16 protein-coding genes are annotated in these 20,832 nt (G+C 39.9%); 7 read left to right on the forward strand and 9 right to left on the reverse strand.

All coding sequences use genetic code 11. The features are described from left to right. Positions 1–264 precede the first annotated feature (264 nt). Together CVS81_RS08615 and CVS81_RS08620 are read left to right on the forward strand one after the other, a co-directional pair. Complete coding sequence (locus tag CVS81_RS08615; RefSeq protein ID WP_087583725.1) at positions 265–981, forward strand: basic amino acid ABC transporter substrate-binding protein; 717 nt, start codon at positions 265–267, stop codon at positions 979–981. A 100-nt stretch (positions 982–1,081) separates the two neighbouring features. Next, complete coding sequence (locus tag CVS81_RS08620) at positions 1,082–3,820, forward strand: M16 family metallopeptidase (protein WP_107965709.1); 2,739 nt, start codon at positions 1,082–1,084, stop codon at positions 3,818–3,820. A 140-nt stretch (positions 3,821–3,960) separates the two neighbouring features. Here the strand turns inward: CVS81_RS08620 and CVS81_RS08625 are convergent, their stop codons facing one another. From CVS81_RS08625 to CVS81_RS08635, 3 genes are read right to left on the reverse strand one after another with little or no spacing between them, the layout of a single operon-like run. Beyond that, positions 3,961–4,863 (reverse strand): hypothetical protein, encoded by a 903-nt coding sequence (locus tag CVS81_RS08625; RefSeq protein ID WP_107965710.1) that lies wholly within the window; start codon positions 4,861–4,863, stop codon positions 3,961–3,963. Between the two features lie 51 nt (positions 4,864–4,914). Then, positions 4,915–5,136 carry a hypothetical protein gene (locus CVS81_RS08630; protein ID WP_002941152.1) on the reverse strand — a complete coding sequence of 74 codons (222 nt, stop codon included), beginning with the start codon at positions 5,134–5,136 and terminating at the stop codon, positions 4,915–4,917. 32 nt (positions 5,137–5,168) lie between these two features. Continuing rightward, positions 5,169–5,462 carry a putative quinol monooxygenase gene (locus CVS81_RS08635; protein WP_107965711.1) on the reverse strand — a complete coding sequence of 98 codons (294 nt, stop codon included), beginning with the start codon at positions 5,460–5,462 and terminating at the stop codon, positions 5,169–5,171. 153 nt (positions 5,463–5,615) lie between these two features. Between CVS81_RS08635 and CVS81_RS08640 the strand changes: the two genes are divergently transcribed. After that, positions 5,616–8,069 (forward strand): molybdopterin-dependent oxidoreductase, encoded by a 2,454-nt coding sequence (locus CVS81_RS08640; protein WP_107965712.1) that lies wholly within the window; start codon positions 5,616–5,618, stop codon positions 8,067–8,069. An 87-nt stretch (positions 8,070–8,156) separates the two neighbouring features. After that, positions 8,157–9,263, forward strand: a complete 1,107-nt coding sequence (locus tag CVS81_RS08645) for a D-TA family PLP-dependent enzyme (protein ID WP_107965713.1) — start codon at positions 8,157–8,159, stop codon at positions 9,261–9,263. A gap of 856 nt (positions 9,264–10,119) precedes the next feature. On the opposite strand, the gene CVS81_RS08650 is transcribed toward CVS81_RS08645, so the two are convergent. From CVS81_RS08650 to CVS81_RS08675, 6 genes are all read right to left on the reverse strand, one after another. Next, positions 10,120–11,952, reverse strand: coding sequence for a dynamin family protein (locus tag CVS81_RS08650; protein WP_107965714.1), 1,833 nt, complete (start codon positions 11,950–11,952; stop codon positions 10,120–10,122). Next, a complete protein-coding gene (locus CVS81_RS08655) occupies positions 11,945–14,026 on the reverse strand; it encodes a dynamin family protein (RefSeq protein WP_107965715.1) in 2,082 nt (693 codons plus the stop codon). Before CVS81_RS08655 ends, CVS81_RS08650 begins: the two co-directional genes overlap by 8 nt. A 333-nt stretch (positions 14,027–14,359) precedes the next feature. Then, positions 14,360–15,103 (reverse strand): hypothetical protein, encoded by a 744-nt coding sequence (locus CVS81_RS08660; protein ID WP_107965716.1) that lies wholly within the window; start codon positions 15,101–15,103, stop codon positions 14,360–14,362. A 246-nt stretch (positions 15,104–15,349) separates the two neighbouring features. Continuing rightward, complete coding sequence (thiE, locus tag CVS81_RS08665) at positions 15,350–15,964, reverse strand: thiamine phosphate synthase (protein WP_107965717.1); 615 nt, start codon at positions 15,962–15,964, stop codon at positions 15,350–15,352. After that, the gene (gene thiD, locus CVS81_RS08670; RefSeq protein WP_413784310.1) at positions 15,957–16,709 is read right to left on the reverse strand and encodes a bifunctional hydroxymethylpyrimidine kinase/phosphomethylpyrimidine kinase; all 753 of its coding nucleotides are present in this window, start codon (positions 16,707–16,709) and stop codon (positions 15,957–15,959) included. Before thiD ends, thiE begins: the two co-directional genes overlap by 8 nt. Further along, complete coding sequence (locus CVS81_RS08675; protein WP_107965739.1) at positions 16,702–18,030, reverse strand: aminotransferase class V-fold PLP-dependent enzyme; 1,329 nt, start codon at positions 18,028–18,030, stop codon at positions 16,702–16,704. The genes thiD and CVS81_RS08675 overlap by 8 nt, the downstream gene beginning before the upstream one ends. A gap of 110 nt (positions 18,031–18,140) precedes the next feature. Here CVS81_RS08675 and CVS81_RS08680 point away from each other — a divergent pair, with 110 nt between their 5' ends. Genes CVS81_RS08680 through CVS81_RS08690 form a run of 3 tightly spaced genes read left to right on the forward strand, consistent with a single transcriptional unit; the run spans position 18,141 to position 20,613 of the window. After that, positions 18,141–18,974, forward strand: coding sequence for a DUF234 domain-containing protein (locus tag CVS81_RS08680; RefSeq protein WP_107965718.1), 834 nt, complete (start codon positions 18,141–18,143; stop codon positions 18,972–18,974). Next, positions 18,971–19,957, forward strand: coding sequence for a sensor histidine kinase (locus CVS81_RS08685; protein WP_107965719.1), 987 nt, complete (start codon positions 18,971–18,973; stop codon positions 19,955–19,957). The genes CVS81_RS08680 and CVS81_RS08685 overlap by 4 nt, the downstream gene beginning before the upstream one ends. Continuing rightward, entirely contained in the window at positions 19,957–20,613 is a 657-nt protein-coding gene (locus CVS81_RS08690) for a cysteine hydrolase family protein (RefSeq protein ID WP_107965720.1), read from the forward strand. The genes CVS81_RS08685 and CVS81_RS08690 overlap by 1 nt, the downstream gene beginning before the upstream one ends. Positions 20,614–20,832: the final 219 nt, after the last annotated feature.

A 20,832-nucleotide genomic window follows, 5' to 3' on the forward strand; every position in this document is an offset into this window, starting at 1 on the left:
CCCCCCTTTTTTTTTAATCCCCCCAATCCCCTCGCACGTTCAAGGTGCATGCGATAGCACTATCGTGCCGCATGCGTTTCAAAAGCTCTAATAAATTTTAGATATACACGCTCATAAATTTTTAAAATTTGCCTGACTTCTTTTAGCGCACTTGCCTATACGCTTTACAAGCTTGTGTAAATTTCTGTCATTGCGCTAAATTTAAACAAATTTTAATAGATAAATGCCGATAATTAGGGCTTTAAATCACCTTAAAGGATAGACATGAAAAAGATCTTTGCTCTTTTACTGACAGCTTTTGTTGCTCTTTGTGCAAACGAGCTAAAATTTGGTACAGCGGCAAACTACCCGCCATTTGAATACATCGATGAAAACAACAAAATAACAGGCTTTGACATCGATCTGATAGATGAAATTTCAAAGCGTGCTGGCTTTTCATACAAGATCATAAATATGAGCTTTGATGGCCTCATCCCAGCGCTTAAAGCTGGCAAGATAAATGGCATCATAAGTGCGATGAGTGCGACTCCTGATAGACTAAAGTCGATTGACTTTACAAAGCCATACTATCTAACTGAAAACATCTACCTAAAGAAAAAAGGCAACGACGCTTTAAAAGCTAAAGAGGAGCTAGCTGGCAAAAAAGTAGGCGTGCAACAAGGCACCATCCAAGAGCTAGCTGCAAATGCGATAAATGGCGCAAAAGTAGTGCCTTCAGAAGATACTGTGCCACTTATAATGGGGCTAAAAGTTGGCAAATTTGACGCAGTCATCCTTGATAGCTCGATCGGCTATGGCTTTATCAAGAAAAACCCTGAAATAGAGGCATTTTTCAAAGAGGTTGATGGTAGCGAGGGCTTTTCAATAGCTTTTGACAAAAACAAAGAGAGCGAGCTTATCGCTAAGATAAATCAAATTTTAGATGAGATGAAAAAAGACGGCAGCTACGACGCACTGCTTAAAAAATACGAACTAAAATAACACCTCCCAACTAGCCTGCAAATTTAGCAGGCTAGCTTTATTTTGCATTTTAAAATTTATACTAAAATCCGCTTTTACATAGAAATTTAAAGGACGGATTATGAGAAAAATTCTGCTACTTTTGTGCCTAGCGCTTAGTCTCTTTGCCTTGCAAAATGACAAAGATATGCTAAGCGGCGAGCTAAAAAACGGGCTTAAATACTATATAAAAGAGAATAAACTCCCGCAAAATACAGCCATCTTTTACCTAGTCGTAAACTCAGGCTCGACTGATGAGAGAGACGGCGAGCAGGGGCTTGCGCACTTTTTGGAGCACATGGCGTTTAATGGCAGCCGTGACTTTAGCAAAAATGAGCTCATTAAACAGCTTGAGAGCCTTGGGGTTAAATTTGGCGCTGATCTAAACGCGCAAACAAGCTATGATCAGACGAGCTACACGCTAAGCATAAATGTAAATGAGAAAAATTTAAAGGACGTTTTCAAGGTCTTTTCAAACTGGATCGATGGCGTAAAGATCGACGCAGGCGAGCTTGATAAGGAGCGAGGCGTCATAATGGAGGAGGAGCGCCAGCGAAATACGCCAGCATATAGGCTCTATCTTGCCCAGAGCAAGGATATCTTTACAGGTAGCATCTATCAAAAAAGAGTGCCTATAGGCGATATGAACGTGATAAAAAGCGTAGATGCTAAGCACATGCAAGAGTTTTACGAGAGGCTCTATCAGCCAAGATTTATGAGCTTTGTGGCAGTTGGCGACTTTGATAAAAACGAGATAAAAGCTCTGATAGAAAAAAGCTTTAGCGCAGCAAAAAATAGCAACTCATACGTTCATCCAGATAAAAGCATCGCTTTTAAAGATGGGCTAAATGTCTTTAACTACGACGCAAACGAGACGGCAGCTCAGTTTGTAAGGCTTAGCTTTTTTGATAAATTTAAGCCAGTCTCAGACGAGGCTGACGTGAAGCGAAATTTAAAAGATGCGCTAATAGCTAGCCTTATAAATATGCTTTATGAGCAAAAAAATGCAAATAATTCATCAAATTTAAGTGTTGATTTTATGGCGCAAACGCTTCAAGCAAAGCAAAAAATTTATAGTTTTGAGGCAAATGTGATCGGAGATGATTTTAACGCTAGCCTTAAAGATATGTTAAGCGTTTTAAAGGGCATTGAGAAATTTGGCTTTAATAAAGGCGATTTTGCCGATGTGAAAAAGGCGTTTGTGGCAAACGTAGAGGCTAAATTTAAACGCTCAAAAACTAAAAAATCAAGCGTTTATGCAGGTGAAATTTTAAATATGATCGAAAATGGCGGCTTTGTGCTAAGCGATGAAGATAGCAAAAACCTTAGTCTAAAGCTCTTAAACGAGATCACGCTAGAGGATGTTAATGCTAGATTTAAGCAAATTTTAGCCATACCTGATGAGCGCGTGAGGGTCTTTAGTAAAGATGGTTTTAAGCTTAGCAAAGGTGCCTTTTTGAAGCTAAAAGATGAAGCAAAACCTTATGATACAAATTTAGCTAGCCAGAGCCTAAATAAGAGCCTTGGCAATGAAAATTTAGAGCCAAAAGATATAGTCTCTAGCGAATTTGACCAAAAGCATGGCATCTATACTTATAAGCTGCCAAATGGCTCGCAAGTCATCTTTAAGCCGCTAACCACCAAAAAAGATAGCATCTTGTTTGCGGCCATTAGCAAGGGTGGCACTTCAGATCTTGCTGATCCTAAGCTTGGCGGCTTTGCGGTTGCGCTCACAAATGAAAGTGGCGTTGGCAAATTTAACAACTACGAGCTTTCAAAGGTGCTAAACGACAAGATAGTAAGCTACGAAAAGAGCATAGAGGCGCTTACACAGGGCATTTACGGCTCTTCAAGCAGTGGCGATCTTGGCTCGCTGCTAGCTGTTATAAATTTAGAGTTTAGCTCGCCAAGAGCCGATGCAAACGTGCTTGAGAGGATAAAACAAAGAGCAAAAGATGAGCTAGCTAAAGAGCAAAATTTACCTGAATATAAATTTAGCACCGAATTTAGCAAGTTTTTTTACGAAAACAACAAGCGTGTAGCGCCCATTGAGATGGCTCAGATCGACGCGCTAAAGCTAAATGAGCTAAAAGAGATCATCAAAGATAAATTTACAAACGCAGCCTCATACACCTTCGTAATCATCGGCGACACCGACGAGCAGAGGCTTTTGCCACTTGTTAAAAAATATATCGCTACCTTGCCAAAGCTTGGCGAGGCTGAAAATTTTAAGGATGACGGCGTGCGAAGTATCAAGGGAGAGCACACATTTAAAAGGGAGTATCAAAGCACAAAAAGAAGCGATGTGAGCGTGGATATCGTAAATTTAGATACAAAATATAGCTTCAAAGAGGTGGTCAAGCTAAGGGCACTAAGCTCAGTCTTAAAAACGGCGCTTCGAGAAAAGATCAGAGAAGATAAAGGCCAAACATACGGCTTTAGCTTAAACGCTAAGCTCGCTCGCTATCCGTATGAGCACTCAAAGGCGGTGATCGGCTTTACTTGTGACCCTGCAAACACGGACAAGATCATCGCCGAGATAAAAGAGATAATAGCTAGCATCAAGCGTGATGGCGCGCTCTTGCCAAAACATTTGGAGGATTTTAAGGCGCAGAGTGAAATTTCTATAAAAAAAGATTACGAAAAGCCTGAGTTTTGGCAAAATCTCATCATCTCAAATAAAATTTTTAACACGCCACTTTACACGGCTGATGAGTATATAGATGCGGTCAAAGCGCTCACAAATGACGACATCAAAGAGGCCGCTAGGCTATATCTTGATGAGAAAAATATGGTGATAAGTATAAATAATCCAAAGTAGAAATTTTTTGGGGCTAGGCTGGCTTTTTAAATTTAAACCTGAGTAGAAATTTTGGAGCTAAGCTAGCCTCCAGAAATTTAAACCTGAGTAGAAATTTAGAGAGCTAAGCTAGCCTCTGAATTTAACTCTAAACCATAAAGCTAAGCCAGTATATCCTTTGGCTTTAGCTTGTTTAGCTTTTGCACCAGATCATCAAAGCTCGCTCCATTTTCGACCTCGCGCCTGATAAATTCCTCAAAAAATTCGCGTTTTATATCCTTGTCCGTGTAAGTCACGCTCTTTTTGGTAACTTGCATAGGCTTAAATTTCTCCTCTTCTATATCTTCATCGCCATCTTCTCTAACTGGCGTAAGGGCGATATTTTGCAGCACATCAGCGATATTTTCACCCTTTTCATAGCTTGTTTTTAGAAATTTCAAAAACTCATCTTTGCTGTTTTTATCAGCGTAGCTTACACGCTGTGGCATCGCTTGACCTAGGATTTCTATGCGCTTCTTAGCCGATGTTTGCTCGTATTGCAAAGCCCCGTCTTTGAAAGAAATTTTCACATTTGCATGCTCGCCAAGTATCCTTTCGGCGGTAAATTCCAGCCATTTGTCTTTAAAATCGTCGATACTTAGATCAGAGTCTAGCAAATTTCTAGCCTCACGACTTAGATGAAGTACGCCAATGTCGTGATTGATTAGAGCGCCAAGAGCTTTGGTGGCATTAGCGGATATGTGATAGGTTTTGTTAAACTCATCTACACTAAATCCGTTTTTCTCGCTAGTAAGGATGGAATTTAACCTCCAAAGCTTCGTGCTATCAACGAAATTTTTAAGGCTAGCAACTTCATCTTTACCCATAGAGCTATCAAGCCCGTTTATCTTGCCCCAGATAGAAATTTTATAATTTGACGAGTAGCCAGAGAGCGATAGATGCTTGATGTCTAGGGCATTGGGAGAAATTTTTACTTTGCCTAAATTTGCGATAGTCGTTGGCTGCTTACTAAAAGCGTCTTGATAGTTAAAGCTTTGATTAAATCCATTTAGTGCGTTTATCATGTCAAATCCTTTAACACTATATCGGCAAATGGATTTAAATTTTAAGTGGGATTATTTTTTATTGCGGTATTTTTCAAAAATGGCGATCATCTGGTGCGAGTCTTGCGCGACTTTGAGCTTGTTTGGGTTTTTGCTAAGTAGCTCTTCTCTTAAAGCGTCGATGAACTCCTTATCCTTTTTGCAAGCTTCAAGGCTCACACGTCCTCTAAGTATAGCCATAAACATAATATCGGCAGTCGCGTTTATCATCTCAAGCATCTTTTCTTCGCTCATTTTTTTAAATTTTGCCCCTTTTTAAGCAAATATTATTCCTTTGCGTCCACAAAATTTATTATTTTCACCTCTTGGCTCTCTTTGCAAGCCTCCAGCGCAGCCGCATTTTTCACCATGTGAGCGCTCTTCATATGCTCTTTTTGGCTCTCTAAATTTTCCCAGCTCTCCATAAAGCAGTATTCGCTTTTAGAGCCCGCAACCACGCCACACTCGTAGCTTATGCAGCCTTTGTCTTTTCTTGAAGCTGGTACGATCTCTTTTAAAATTTCTTCAAATTTCGCCTCACATCCAGCTTTTAACTTTACATTTACATAAAATCCTACCATTTGTCTATCCTTTAATATTTTTTGGCTAAAATAACGCAATTTAGACGCAAGTTTGCGTATTACATTACAAGGCCTTTTCATGACAAGATGATACAAAATACTAAATTTATAACTCATAAAACCAAACAAATTTAACCAAATATCGGAGAAAAAATGAAAAGACGAGACTTTTTAAAGCTTGGTGCCTTAAGCGCAGCAAGCCTTCAAGCAAAGGAGCTTGACGGAGCAGCTCAAGCGCTCTTTGACAAGCAAAGCGGGCTAAGTGCAAACAAATTTGGCCCATTTTACGTAAGAACTATCGCAGGGCGCGTTGTAGAGACTGAGCCATTTGAGGGTGATGCGTGCCCAAATGAGCTAAATAACGCACTTCTTGATCATATCCAAAATGAAAGCCGTGTAAAATATCCATTTGTTAGAAAGAGCTTTTTGGCTGACCCAAACAACCCAAAGCCAGAGCTTCGTGGCAAAGAGGAGTTTGTGCGCGTTAGCTGGGACGAGGCGATAAAACTAAGTGCGAAAATTTTAAAAGAAAATTTTGATAAATACGGCGCTGAAGCTATCTACGGACAGGTTTATCAGTGGGGTAGCCTTGGTAAAGTTGGTCACAGCCAAAAGACAGCAAAGAGGCTACTTAACGTGCTTGGCGGATATGTAAATGAGCTTGGTGGCTACTCATACGGCGCAGCAACCGTCATCATGCCGCACATCACAGGCTCGATCGACCCAACGCTCGCACCAACAAAGTGGGAGGCTATCTTAAAAAATGCCAAAACAATCGTATTTTGGGGCACAAACCCAGTCGTTTCAAACAAGATCGCCATTGGCGTGCCGCTTCACAACTCATATAAATACTACGATGAGATCAGAAAAAAAGGCGAAAGCGGCGAGATGAAAATTTATAGCGTCGATGTTTATCACAACGAAAGCGCAAGATATTTTGGCGCAAAGTACCTTGAAGTCGTGCCTTGCACCGATACGGCGATGATGATAGGTATGTGCAACTACCTTTTTGAAAAGGGGCTTTATAGCAAAGAATTTATAGAAAAATACACCGTTGGCTTTGATAAATTTAAAGAGTATATGCTTGGCACAAAAGACGGGGTTAATAAAAACCTAGCTTGGGCAAGCAAAATTTGTGGCGTCAGCGAGCAAGAGCTGGCGAAATTTAGCGAGGATCTAGCCAAAAACGACTCAGTCATAGTTAGTGGCTACGCCATCCAAAGGCAAGATCACGGCGAGATGGCGTATTGGGCGCTTGTGACGCTAAATGCGATGCTTGGACACATCGGTAAAGAGGGTTGTGGCTTTGTCACAAATGACGGCATGCATAAAAACGCTGATGAAAGCTATATAGCGCCTAAACTAGCGGCTTTTGAGACGAAGGTACCACAAAAATTCATTGATAGCGGCCTTGTGCCAAAGACTAAGGGATATGAGCTGCCAAACTCAAGGCTCATAGACGCGCTTTTAAGCCCTGGCAAGGAGATAACTAGAAATGGCAAGAGCTACAAGCTACCAAAGATCAGAGTGATGTTTAACGCCAACGGCTCGACATTTACAAGACATCCAGAGACCAACAGGGCGATAAAAGCTATGCAAAAAGTTAGTGCGATCATCACTTGCGAGCCATTTTGGACGAGCACGGCTAAATTTAGCGACATCGTCCTGCCAGCTGCGCTTGAGTGCGAGCGAACGGACATCGAGATGGCAAACTCAACTAGTGAGTATCTATTCGCCATTAAGCCGCTTGTTAAGCCATTTGGCGAGAGCAAGAGCGACTTCGAGATCGCAAGGCTCATTGCAAAAGAGTGGGGCAGAGAAGAGGCATTTAGCGAGGGCAAAAGCGAGCTAGAATGGGTCAAAGAAATTTACGAAGATGCCGTTAAAAAGGCTGCTGGGCTTGGGTATGAGAGCATGCCAAGCTTTGATGAGTTTTGGGATAAGGGATATTTTAGATTTGACAAAGTCGATGAGAAAAAACGCTACTTTACAAACTATAAGAAATTTCGCGACGACCCAGTGGCAAATCCGCTAAAAACGCCATCTGGCAAGATAGAAATTTACTCTGAAACGGTCGCTGGCTTTGGCTATGATGACTGCCCACCGCATGCGACGTGGCTTGAGCCCTTTGAGTGGCTGGGCGCAAAAAATAAAAAATACCCTATCGCCATCAGCGGCGCGCACTCTAAATTTAGACTTCACTCGCAGCTAAATAACTCTGTGCTTCGCCATTTTAACGAGATCGCAGAGCGCGAGCCAGTGCTCATAAACCCAAAAACAGCCGAGGCTAGAGGGATAAAAATGGGCGACGTGGTGAAAATTTACAACGACAGGGGCGAAATTTTGTGCGGTGCCTTTGTGACCGAGGACGTGCCGCAAAACGTCGTCATCGTGAGCGAGGGCGCTTGGTACGACCCAGATGTGCCAGGCGAAAAGAGCCTTTGCTTGCACGGAAACTTAAACGTGCTCACAAAAGACGTGCCATCAAGCAAGATGAGCCAGAGCAACACCGCTCACACGAGCCTTGTCGAGGTCGAGAAATTTAAGGGCACTCCAAAACGTGTCAGGGCGTTTGACGCACCAAAGATCGGTGCAAGAAAGGCCTAAAAGTAACACTTTGAAAATTTAAAGTGCTAAAAGCTATCCTTTTTTAATAATTAGAGTTAAAATCTAAGAAAAAAGAAAGGATAGCTCATGAAAATAGTCGAAATAGACACTCCAGCACTGCTCATAGACAGGGAGATAGTGCTAAAAAACTTAGACAAAATGCAAAAATACGCTGATAAATTTAACGTAAGCTTAAGACCACATGCCAAAACGCACAAGATGCCATACTTTGCAAAACTGCAAGTAGAGTGCGGTGCAAAGGGCATCACGGTGGCAAAAGTAGGCGAGGCTGAAGTGATGGCAAAAGAGGGGCTAAGCGACATTTTCATCGCAAATGAGATCGTCACAAGGCAGAAATTTGCTCGCATTATAGCGCTTTTAAAATATGGCGCAAAAGTGAGCTTTGGCGTCGATAGCGTGGGCATTTTAAGGTTTATTGACGAGGTCTTTGGCGAGGCTGGTGAGATAGCTAGGCTACTTGTTGAGATAGAAGTTGGCGAAAACCGCTCAGGCGTCATAGAAGAGGGCGATTTTAGAGCTTTGATGAGCGCTTTTAAAGAGTGTAAAAATGCAGAATTTTGCGGTGTTTTCTCGCATGATGGCCACTCATATAAGGCAAAAGATAAGCGCGAGTGCGAGCAAATTTTTAAAGTAGCAACCAAGAGAACGCTAAAATTTGCTGATATCGCGCGTGAGTTTGGGTATGAAAATTTCACCGTTAGCATAGGCTCGACGCCATCACTGATAAACGACTTTGAGATACCAAAAGGCGTTACAGAGCTTCGCCCTGGCACATATATATTTATGGATGCGTCGCAGGCGAATGCTTATGGTAGCTTTGATATGAACGCTGCTAGCGTGCTTAGCGTCGTGATCTCAAGGCCGACTGCGACCCGCACGATCCTTGATGCTGGGGCAAAGGCGCTAACCAAAGAGAGGCGCAGCGAGGGCTTTTGCACGACGCCTGGCATGGGACTCATTGCAGAGCATGAAGTGTGGATAGATAGCCTATTTGACGAGCATGCGATCATCTTAAACGAGAAATTTGCAAAAAGTGTGCGCGTGGGCGATCTTGTGCGCATCTATCCAAACCACATCTGTCCGGTGGTAAATTTATACGACTACGCCTATCTCGTAAGTGGCGATGAGGTCTGCGAAAAAGTACCAGTTTTGGCAAGAGGTAAGATAGAATAAGTAAATTTGGTTGATATATCTGCGCATGCAGTGCTTTAGCACTGACGCATGCACCTCTAACGTGCGAGGGGATTTTACTCGGGCTTCGCCTCGTAACTGCAAGCAGACGTGGGATCTAAAGGGAGATAAGGGGACGGCTTTGCTTCGCAAGCTCAACTGCAAGCAGACCGTAATTCAAGTCCCCTTGTCTCCCTTTTGAACAAAATCTTTTAAATTTAAAGTTTATATTCTTAAAAATAGAAATTTAGTATTTTCAAATTTTAAAATTCCATTCACTCGCAAGAATTGACTACTAAAATTTAGCTTCACTAACCGCTTAGCTCAAATTTTAGAGCCGAAATTACTCGTTCATGAAATTTTAAAATTTACTTGAAATTCACTTGATTTAATAAAGCAAATTTACAAATTTTAAAATCTCAATCGTTCACCTTAGCAAACTACTAAATTTAGGCTGCACTACGTTTAGCACTAAATTTAGAACCGTGATATGCTCGCCCATAAATTATAAAATTTGTCTGAGTTTGCCTGGCATAAAAAATACATGCGGCACGATAGTGCTATCGCATGCCCTTCTAACGTGCGAGGGGATTGGGTGATTTAAAAAGTGGGATAAGAGGACGGCTTTGCTTCACAAGCTCGCAACTGCAAGCAGAGTGTAGTTCAAGTCTCTTGCCCCTTAACAAAGAAATAAAACTTTAAATTTCTAAAAATTTTAATTTACAAATTTTTAAAATCTCATTCACTCTAAAGAGTTGGCTATTAAAATTTGGCTTCGCTAAACGCTTAGCTCAAATTTTAGAGCCGAAATTACTCGTTTATGAAATTTTAAAATTTAATAGACAGTCACTTAGCGCGGTTAATTTAATATCACCGAACTCTCTTGCAATTTTTCTAGCTTTAAAATTTGCTCATTTGGCTTTGCTTTTAGGCGTTCAAGCATCGCTATTTTTTGGGCGTAAATTTCATTAAATTCGGTCTTTATATCAAGCAAAGTTTTATTTAAAAACGAGTTATTTGAGCACATAAGATCGTCAAATTCGTATAAACTAAAGGCATTTAGCATGCGCTCATAAACCTCTTTTGCGCTTGGGATATAAAGTGGCGTGCCCATTTGCAGGTGCGAATTTAGCGAGTTTTCGATCTTTTGCTTTAGAAAATAAACCGCAAGCTTAAGCGCATTTTCGTAGTTTGACGCAACCTTTACGTCAAGCTTTTCAAAAAAGAGCGAAATCTTTTGCGTCGCCTTAAATTTGGCATTTTCATACTCTCTTAAGAAATTCTCATAAGTCCTGCCAGCGTAGGTGTTTATCGATTTCGTCTCGTAGTTTGAGGCAAACTCATCAAATGGATTAAAGCTCTCGTAGCGAGATTTGTAAACGAAAAGCTCATCTTCTAAGCTTTTATAAAGCTCATCAAAAGCCGATATGATCTCATTTTCAAGCTCTTTTAGATCCCTTTTGTAGCGTTTAAAAAATTTAGAAAAAACGACGTCTTCATATATGAGCTTTGAAAAGACCTCGTCCGTGTCAAGGTTTATCATTTCAAAATTTTCACGCTTATAAATTTCTTTGTTTAAAAGCGTCTTTGCTGGGTTAAATTTTGTCCTAGAAAATGGCTTAAGCAGCTTAAAAACTTCATCGCTTGCAAGTTTGATAGCCTCGCTCATATCGCTGTATCGCAGGGCGATTTTAGGCTTAAACTCCTCTTTTATCTCCTCTAGCTTTTCTTCAAGTGTGGCATTAAATTTATCCAAAATTTCATCAGCTGCGCCATAAACTTTTAGGCGATTTTCTTGCTCGCTAATTAAAAAATTTACTATCTTTTTCGCCCTTGCTTTTATGAAATTTTCTTTAAAGCTCGCGCTTAAAAACGCCTCTTTTACCGCACTTAGTGCTTTAGCGAAATTTGAGCTTTCTAGCTCGCTCTTGTTTTCATTTGTGATGCCAAGGAGTGCTTGCTTTGACGAGATGGCGATGATATCTTCAAAAAGCTCGCCATAAGTTTGCCTAGCGTGCTTTAGCAAGCTTTCAAGCTCGTCAAGACTTAGCTTGTCCTTTTGGTTGATGAAGCAAAGAGCCTTTAGATCGTTTGTCTTTAAAATTTCTTCTACGCTTTCAAGCTCGCTAGCCTTTGCAGCGTTATTTGCGAGGCTTAGCCAGATCGCGCCACAGACCTTTTTTAGCGTGTTTTTGGTCTCTTTTGTATCGGCATCTCGTAGTGAGTTTAGCCCTGGCGTGTCGATGAAATTTACCTCTTTTAAAATTTCACTTGGCGCATAAAGTGTCATGCTTTTTATCTGCTCGCTCATGGCGTTTAGCTCTGCAAGTTCGCTGCTAGCTAGCAAGCTCTCGCTGCCATTTGTAAATTTCACGCTAAGAAGCGGCATCTTTGCAAATTTTAGCCGTACAGCCTTTGCCGTGACAGGCGTTAGACCTGATGGCAAGATGTTTTGTCCAAGCAAAGCGTTTAAAAATGTTGATTTGCCGCTTGAAAACTGCCCTATAACAGCGATAAGAGGCGGCTCATTTAGAGTGTCGATTAGTAAATTTAGGCTCTCTTTTATCTCATCACTTGCGTGCAGGCTTGGATCATTTAGCTCATTTACCAGCCTTGCTAGCTCACCCTTAAAGTCGCTTGTAAAAACCTTAAAATATCTCGCCTTATAGGCATTTATGAACTCATTAAACATTTTCTAGCTCCCCTAAAAGCGAGCAAATTTCATCTTGCAAGGCGTTTTGCTCTTTTAGTTTTAAAAGTGAGTTTTGATTTTGCGAGCTAAGCTTTTCTAGCTCACGATCTAGCTCTTTTAGCCTCTTATCAAGCGTGGCTTTTTGAGCGCTTTCATAGGTTTTTATGAGGTTTAAAAGGCGGTTTTTTTCGTGGTCAGTTAAAATTTCACAAAATTGAGAGATATTTTTATCTTTTAGCAAACCCTCTTTTAAGCTTAAAAGTGCTTCACTTGCGTCACTTGAAATTTTAGCTCTAAATGTAGCTAAAAGCTCCTTAAATTCAAGCTTTACGCCCATTTGTTCTAAAAAGTCATTGATGTTAAAAACCTCATCTTTACTCATCACATAATCATCAAAATTTAAAGCGATATTTTGCTCGCATGATCTTGTTTGCACCAAAGTTTCGTTTCTAGCCTCTCTCATAAGTGCCATCACACCGTCTCGAAGTGTCGTTTTTGCGATTTGTTCTAAGCGCTCAAAATTTAAGCTTTGTTTTTTGCTTTTGCAGTAGGCTATCTCGCTTTTTACCTTATCGTTTAGGTTTTGCAAAAGCGTCTCAAGCCCCATTTTATAGATGTTTTTGGTGTTGCTACTTTCAAGCTTTGCAAGCTCGTTTTTGGTTAGGCTCTCAAGTTTAGAGAAATTTTCACTAAGTGCGTTTTTGACGCTTGCCTGCTCATTTTGAAACTTTTTAAGCTCCACTTCATAAGCTTTGAGCGACAAAATTTCAGCCTTAGTGGCCTCAAGCTTGCTATTTAGGATATTTTTTAGCTCCTTTTGATACGAGCTTAAGATAAGGGCTGATTTTTTAGAATTTTTGCCAAAAAGCACCTCGTAAAGATAGTCCTTAAACTCCTCTACGCCGCTATTTGAAGCACCTTCTAAGTAGCTTTTTGCACTAAGCGCAAAGTAATCAATCTCCACGCCATCTATCTGCTCAGCAATCGCTTTTTTAGTGTAGTTTAGCGTCTCGTTTAGCTCTTTAGCGCTTAGCTCGTCAGCGTGAGTTAGCACCACAGCAAGCCTTACGATGTGCGAGTTTTCAAGGCATTTTTTTAAAAAGAGCGCGTCTTTTTGTGTGGCGCTTTGTGAGGCGTTCATGAGGTGGGCTAAAAGGTCGCACTCCCTCATAAAATTTGTAGTGATCTGCTCCCTTAAAACCACCGCATCATCGATACCTGGCGTGTCTATGATACAGACGTTGTCCTTTAAAAGCTCCAAATCGTCATAAAGCTCGACGCTTTTTACGAGATTTGCTGTTTTTGAGCTTGAAGAGGTGTAGTTTTTTATCTCATCTATGCCGACATCTACGCTTTTGCTTGGTAAATTTTCGCTTGGTATGCCAAGTGCTAAAAGCTCATCAATGCTGTAAAAATTTACCCTTGCAAAGCTATCTTTGGAGTATTTTAAAATGGTTAAATTTATCGTTTCTGGCACGTTTGAAGCGCCAAGGACAGATTTGTTTAAAAGGGCGTTTAAAAGGGTTGATTTGCCAGAATTTATGACGCCACTTGCTGCTATGTTAAAAAGCGTTTCGTTTGATCTTTTTTTGGCTGCCGCAAGTGCCTCTAAAAATGTTTTATCGCTATCAAGCAAGCTTGCTTTTTCGTTTATATCATTTAAAAAGTCTAAGTTTTTATGGAAGTGATCTTTTGGCTTGGTATGAGAAATTTTAGCCTCATTAGCGCCTTTGTTTTTGCTTATGATCTTTTCTAAAAAGGCAAATTTCTCATCATCTATGATCTTTTCATCACGTAATTTTTCTAGGTATTTTAATATCTCATCGCTTGAAATTTTAGCCTCATTTAGTGCTTTAAGAGTCGCAAGCTGTGCACTTTGTATGCTAAATATATCAAGCTCAACTTTAAGCCTTTTTAGCACCGCTCTAAACTCATCAAGCGCCATAAACTGATCTAAATTTCTCTCGTCGCAAACCAAAAGAAGGGCTAGCAGATCTGGATAAAATGGCACGCTAGCAGCAGCATTTGTATAAATTTTATTTGCACGCCAAGCCTGTTTTAAAAACTCATCCATAAAAACTCTTTTTATTGATATTTTTGGATTTTATTAAATTTTTACTTATGAAGCTATCAATCAAAATTGTAAAGACCGTTTAGTAGGCAAAAGCTTTGATGCAAATGATTTTAGGACACTGCCTAGATACTCTATACTTGCAGGTTAAGAGGCATCTTATTTTGGCAATATGTGCTGCATCAAAAAGAGCTTCATACAACTAAAAAAGTAGTCAAAAAGAAGTAGTGAGTTTTGGTTGCAAAATAGCGAATTTGCTCTTATTTGAATGAACTAGAGCATGCTTTTAAAATGTAATACTTTTAAACTTAAAGATATTTATTTTGGCAGCAAAATTTATCTTGCATAAAACATCGCAACCAAACCGCGGTTTATATCTTTAGTATCGCCATCATCTATCTTCGTAACCTTTGAGATGCTCACACTTTTATCGCTATTTATCGTAAAAGTGAGCTCAATAACTCTCTCATTTACCTTTTTAGCATTTTGACCAAAATAGATCGCTTCTGGCTCTTTTTGTGAGTAGTAGGCGGCATATTTGCTTTGGGCTACGACGTTGTCAAAGACCCATTTTTGTTTGATATCTAAATTTTGAGCGAGCTCATTTTTAAACTCAAGGTCACAGCTAACAGAGGCTAGGTAGCCAGCACTTTCTTTTGTCGGATCAAATTTGCAGTGCTTGTTTGCGGTGGACAAGATCGTCTCTTTATCTATGTTTTTACCACTTTTTAATATGCTATTTGCGCTATCAAGTGCTAGCTCCAGGCTGTTATCAACTCTTTTTTGCTGAGCAGCTTTTGCATTATTTAGAGCTTTTATGTATCCGCTATTTTTTCTTTCAAACTCATCTTCAAGCACATTTTTCCCTACCACGCAGCTTACTTTAACCACTTTTTTATCGTCACTACTGATGTCTTGCCACTGGGTGCTTGTACAGCCTTTAAAGCTATCTATCGCCGAACCTATTGTTATTGATTTGTTACCTTTTAAAATGTAGTTTTTAACAATGCCTATGTTGCTTTCCTTGCAGCCCACTAATAATAAAAGTGCGCTAAATCCTAGAAATAGAGCCTTTTTCATCATTTTACCTTTTTGTAAATTTGACAAAATAGTACCAAACTAAAGTTTAAATTATTATGATTTTATTAAAATAAATTACATAAATATAATTTATTAAAATAGTTTAGAAAATTTGAATTTTATAAATGAAAAAAATTAGCAGTCAATTCTTGCGAGTGAAATTTTAAAATATGCAAAAAAATTTACTGAATTTGTAAATTTATTTATCATGATTCAAAACAATTTTTTGCTAAAACCAGCTTAGATTTATAAATTTAGCTCAATTATTCTTTGTAAATTTTTGATGTTTTCTTTGATGTTGCTATCTTTGTAGATCGCTGATATGACGGCGATGAGATCGGGTTTGGTATGAGAGAGCGAGCCGATATTTGTCTCATTTATGCCACCTATCACGCAAACAGGTAGGTTTAAAATTTGCTTTGCCTCTTTAACTACTTCAAGCCCACATTTTGGGGCATTTGGCTTTGTAGGGCTTGTAAAAACAGAGCCAAAAGCAACGTAGCTAGCACCATTTTTAGCGGCATTTATGGCTAAGCTTATATCGTTATAGCAACTAACGCCCACATATGCGTCTTTACCTAAAATCTCAAACGCCTCTTTTATGCCCTCATCGTCTTTGCCTAGATGAACAGCCTTTGCGCCTATCTTTTTAGCAAATTTGACATCGTCATTTACGATGAATTTCGCGCCAAATTTCTCGCATAAATTTAAAATTTCACTTGCGAGCTTCTCATTTTTGACCGCTTTTTTTGACCTAAACTGAAAAAATTTAACCCCGCACTCCAAAATTTCTCTTACGTATTCTAAAGCCAAATTTTCAGGCATTAAAATATCATCGCTAATAGCATAAATTTCAGCCATCAAGCCCTGCTTTATGATCTATAAGCCTTGCGCCAAATTTACTTTTATGAGCATTTTTTATCCCATTTGCCACAAATTTTTTAGCCATTTTTATGGCGCTTACTAGATCGCTTTGCTGCGCTAAAATGGCCGCTAGCGAGCTTGAGAAGCTACAACCAGCCCCGTGCATCACCTTTGGCTCAAAAAGCTCCTCGCTAAATTTCATCACGCCCCCATTTTTTAGATAGAGCGTATCCTCGCAAATTTCATCGACCTTCGTTCGCTTTAGCACCATATCGCAAGGCAAATTTGTAAAATTAATACCCAAAATCCTAGCCTCATCTACATTTGGCGTGGCGATAGTTGCGAGGTTTAAAAGCTCTTTTAGCGCTTCGATCGCACCATCTTCAAGAAGTTTTGCCCCTGACTTTGCCACACAAACTGGGTCTATCACAACTGGCACATTTTTAGCTCTTAACCCCTTTAAAAACGCGCTTATAACGGCTATTATCTCCTCGTTAAAGAGCATACCAACCTTCACAGCGCCTATATCAAGCTCGGCTAGTACCATCTCAAACTGAGCTTTTACCATATTTGCTGGCATCGCAAGCACGCTGCTAACGCCATTTGTATTTTGCGCGGTCACGGCTGTGATGACGCTTGCGCTAAAGCAGCCAAACGCCTCGCAACTTTTTATATCCGCCTGCACTCCTGCACCGCCGACGCTGTCGCTTCCCGCAACTATCAAAACATTTTTTTTATTCACCCACACACCCACTTATCTCTTTTACGTCAAAAGGGTCTTTAACCTGCCACGAAAGTGCGTATTTCTCGATACTTTTTTTGATCGCACTCACCAGATAATCAATATCCTCAAAAGTATGCGTATAGTGCAGGCTAACCCTCACCCAGCCTGGCTTGTGGGTGAAATTTGGATCCTCTTTTAGCCCCAAAAGATCGTGTCCGTATGAGCCTGCACATGAGCAGCCAGCACGTGTTTGTATGCCATACTCTTTGCTTAAAATTTTTGAAAGCTCATATGGAGCTACGTTTTTTACATTAAATGAAAATATCGCAAGACGCTTTAAATTTGCTGGGCAGTAGCTAACTAGCTCTGGGATCTCCCTTAGTCTTTGACAAAAGTATTCGCTAAGCTCACTCTCGTTTTCATAGATGGTAGCAAGTCCTATCTCTTCTCTTAGTCTGTAGGCTAAATTTGCACGTATAAGCCCCAAAATAGGCGGTGTGCCAGCCTCTTCAAGTGCCTCTTGATCCTTTAAAAATATATGATAGTTTTTGCTCACATAGCTTACCGTGCCACCACCTGCAAAGCTTGGCACATCGTCATTTGCTAGCACTTTTTTGATTGCCAGTAGCCCACAACTGCCAACTCCGCCAAGAAGCTTGTGCGGCGAGATAAAGAGCGCGTCAAAGTAGTCGCAATCTAAATTTGCATAGGCACTGAGGCTCGCCACGTCAAATGCCACGATGCCGCCAAATTTCTTAACAAGCGTGTAAATTTGCTTGTAGTCGCTTATGACGCCTGTGACGTTTGAGGCTGCGCTAAAGCTAGCGATGATCTCGCGCCCTGCGTTTATCTTTAAAATTTGCTCCAAGTGAGATAGGTCGATGCTGCCGTCTTTTGCAAGCCTTATGCGCTCAACCTCGCAAAGCGCCTCTTTAAAGCTGATCTCATTTGAGTGGTGCTCATAAGGGCCAAGCACGACTAGCGGCGAGCTATCATCAACCTTTAGGTTATACCTTCTTTTAGTAGCTGGAGGCACGTAAAGCCCCAAAAGCTCTTGAAATTTCTTGATCGCACCAGTGGCACCGTATCCTGTGGCTATGAGATAAAAGCTATCATCAAGCCCTAAAAATCGCTTTAGCTCGCTTCTAGCGCTATCATACAAAAGCTGCGTTTTATAGGCATTTGAGGATGTTAGCGAGTGGGTGTTGGCGTAGGTTTTTAAGATATCAGCGACCTCGTCCTCGATAGGTTTATACGCAAGTCCTGAGGCTGTGTAGTCGAAGTAATGTATCCCTTTTTTTAAAATAATATCTCTTCTAATGTGCTCTAAATTTACCAACTTTAGCCTTTTAGTTTTTGCGTGATTATAATTAAAATTTTCTAAAAATATGCTACAATCCGCCACACAAAGGATACGAAATTTTAGCCATAAAATCGACATTTGAGCGGATGAAGCACCTTGGTATTGCTGAAGTTATAAAATTTCATCTTGTTTTTGATGACTTTTTATTAAAGGGCTCATACTACGATGTTTTTGAGGCGATCAGGGCTGAAATTTTAGATGATTATAAAAATTTGATGGCTAGGTTTTACTTTGACGAGGATAGCGACGAGGCCATCAAAATGGCTCTCATTAAGCTTGCTAGAAGCGACAGAAAGAAATTTAGCGTAAATAAAATTTTGCCCCAAAGCATGACAAATAGGGTCTATGCAAAGCTTTTTAGCAAGGATTTTTTAGTGCTTGAAAAGAGCCAAGAAAAGCCGCGAGTAAAAAACAAGCGTCAAATTTTAAAAAAGAGCGAGCGAGCTTATAAGATAGAGGATAAAATTCACTTCAACAGCCATTTTTCAAGGTTTTGGTTTAGATTTATCGAGCCAAATTTAAGCCTTTTAAAAGAGGGCAGGAGTGAAGAAATTTTAGAGCTTATAAGAAGAGAATTTGACGAGTACGCGAGCCTTGGATTTGAGCTTTTAAGTGGCGAGCTAATGGCCAAAAAGCTTGGGCTTGATGGCATTTTACTAAGCTCATTTTGGAGCAAAAATATAGAGCTAGACATGCTTTTTAGCATAAATGGCAAGATAATAGTAGGCGAAGCAAAGTATAAAGAGCGAAAAATTTGCAAAAATGTCTTAAATTTAGTCCTTCACAAGTGCGAAAGACTTGGCATAAAGCCTGATATCATCGCGCTTTTTTCAAAAAGTGGCTTTAGCAACGAGCTTTTGGGCTTAAAAGATGAGCGACTTAGGCTTTATGAGATAAAAGATTATGAGGAGTTGCTGTGAGTGATATCGATATACAAAATGGCCTAAAAAGCCTAATAGAGCAGACCTATCTGATAGAGCGTGAGTATAAAAATTTGACTGCCTCTTATATGAGTTTGCAAGGTTTTATAAAAGATATCGTGGAAATTTTGCCAAATGCCATTTGGGTGCTTGATGAAAATGATGAAATTTTCTTGCAAAACTCAGAGGCGCAAAAGCTTGGCAAAGCGCTAAATTTCATCCCAAAAGATGAGGGCGAGCTAAATTTTGGCTCACAAATTTATCTAGTAAAAAAGGTGGTCAAAGACGATAAAAAGATCATCTCAGCCACTGACATAACGCAAGAAAAACGCACCGAGCGCCTAGCTTCGATGGGTCAAGTAGCAGCACACCTAGCTCACGAGATAAGAAACCCCATAGGCTCTATCTCGCTTCTAAACTCCACTCTTTTAAAAAGGGCTGAGCCAAAAATTTTGCCTATCGTCGAGCAGATACAAAAGGGGATCTGGCGTGTTGAGCGCATCATCAAAGCCACACTTCTTTTTACAAAAGGGCTTAGCATCACGCCAAAGGAATTTAACTTTTTAGATATCAAAAGCGAGTGCGAGGAGGCGCTTAAATTTTACGAGTATTCAAAAGATATAACTTTTGAGCTAAATTTCCCTGACGCCACATACGAGGGCGACTTTGACCTCATCGCGATGGTCTTTCAAAACATTTTATTTAACGCGATCGATGCTATCGAAGAGGACGAAAACGACGAAGGTGTGGTGAAGCTAAGCTACGAAAAGACGCCAAATGAACATAAATTTATAGTCTATGACAGCGGCGTCTCTATAAAAAATGAAAATATCGTCTTTGAGCCATTTAAGACGAGCAAACTAAAGGGCAATGGCCTGGGACTGCACCTTTGCTTGCAGATCATCGAGGCGCACAAGGGCAGCATAGAGATAACCCTTGAGCCAAAGACATTTTGTATAAATTTACCTATAAAGGAGAAGTAATGAGAGAAATTTTAAATGAGCTAAATGCGTGGCAAAATGGCCTAAAAGCGCTTAAATTTAGCGAAATTTTTAAAAATGGCAGCGAAAAAGTGGTCTTTATAAGCGTTGATATGATAAATGGCTTTTGTTGTGAGGGTGCACTAGCTAGCAAGCGTGTGGGTGAGCTCTCAAAAGGTATAGCAGATACTTTTAAGCTAGCAAGAGAGAAATTTGATCTTAAAAACTACATCCTCATCCAAGATGTCCACGAGCCAAATTCAGCTGAGTTTGCGAGCTTTCCAGCTCATGCTTTAAAGGGACAAAATGAGGCAGAGGCAGTTGATGAGCTAAGAAATTTAGACTTTTTTGATGAGATGAAGACTTTTTACAAAAACTCACTTAGCATCGCTTATTCGCAGGAATTTAATAAATTTATAAGTAAATTTGATAGCTTTGTCATCATGGGTGACTGCACCGATATGTGCATCTATCAGCTTGTCTCTCACCTAAGACTTAGCGCAAATGAGCAAAATTTAAAAAGAGAGATCATCGTGCCAGCAAATTTGGTGCAAACCTACGACGCAGCAGGGCATAGTGGGGATTTTTACCAAAATGTATTTTTACACCACATGCAAATGGCACTAAATGCACGTGTAGTAAAAGAGCTAGAAATTTAGCCATATATTTATACTAAAAACAATTATCAAATTATAAAATTTAGCGCTTATCTATCGTATTAATATAATTAATAACGCAGATTTGCGCTAATCTTCAGATCTGTTCTCTTTAAATTTCTCTTCTTATAAAATATTTTTAGATTACATTTTTACAATATATTTGACATTAATTATCAATATAGTTATAATCACACTCAAATTTTAAAAATAAGAGGCATT

Source organism: Campylobacter concisus (assembly GCF_003049065.1).
Lineage (GTDB): Bacteria > Campylobacterota > Campylobacteria > Campylobacterales > Campylobacteraceae > Campylobacter_A > Campylobacter_A concisus_BE.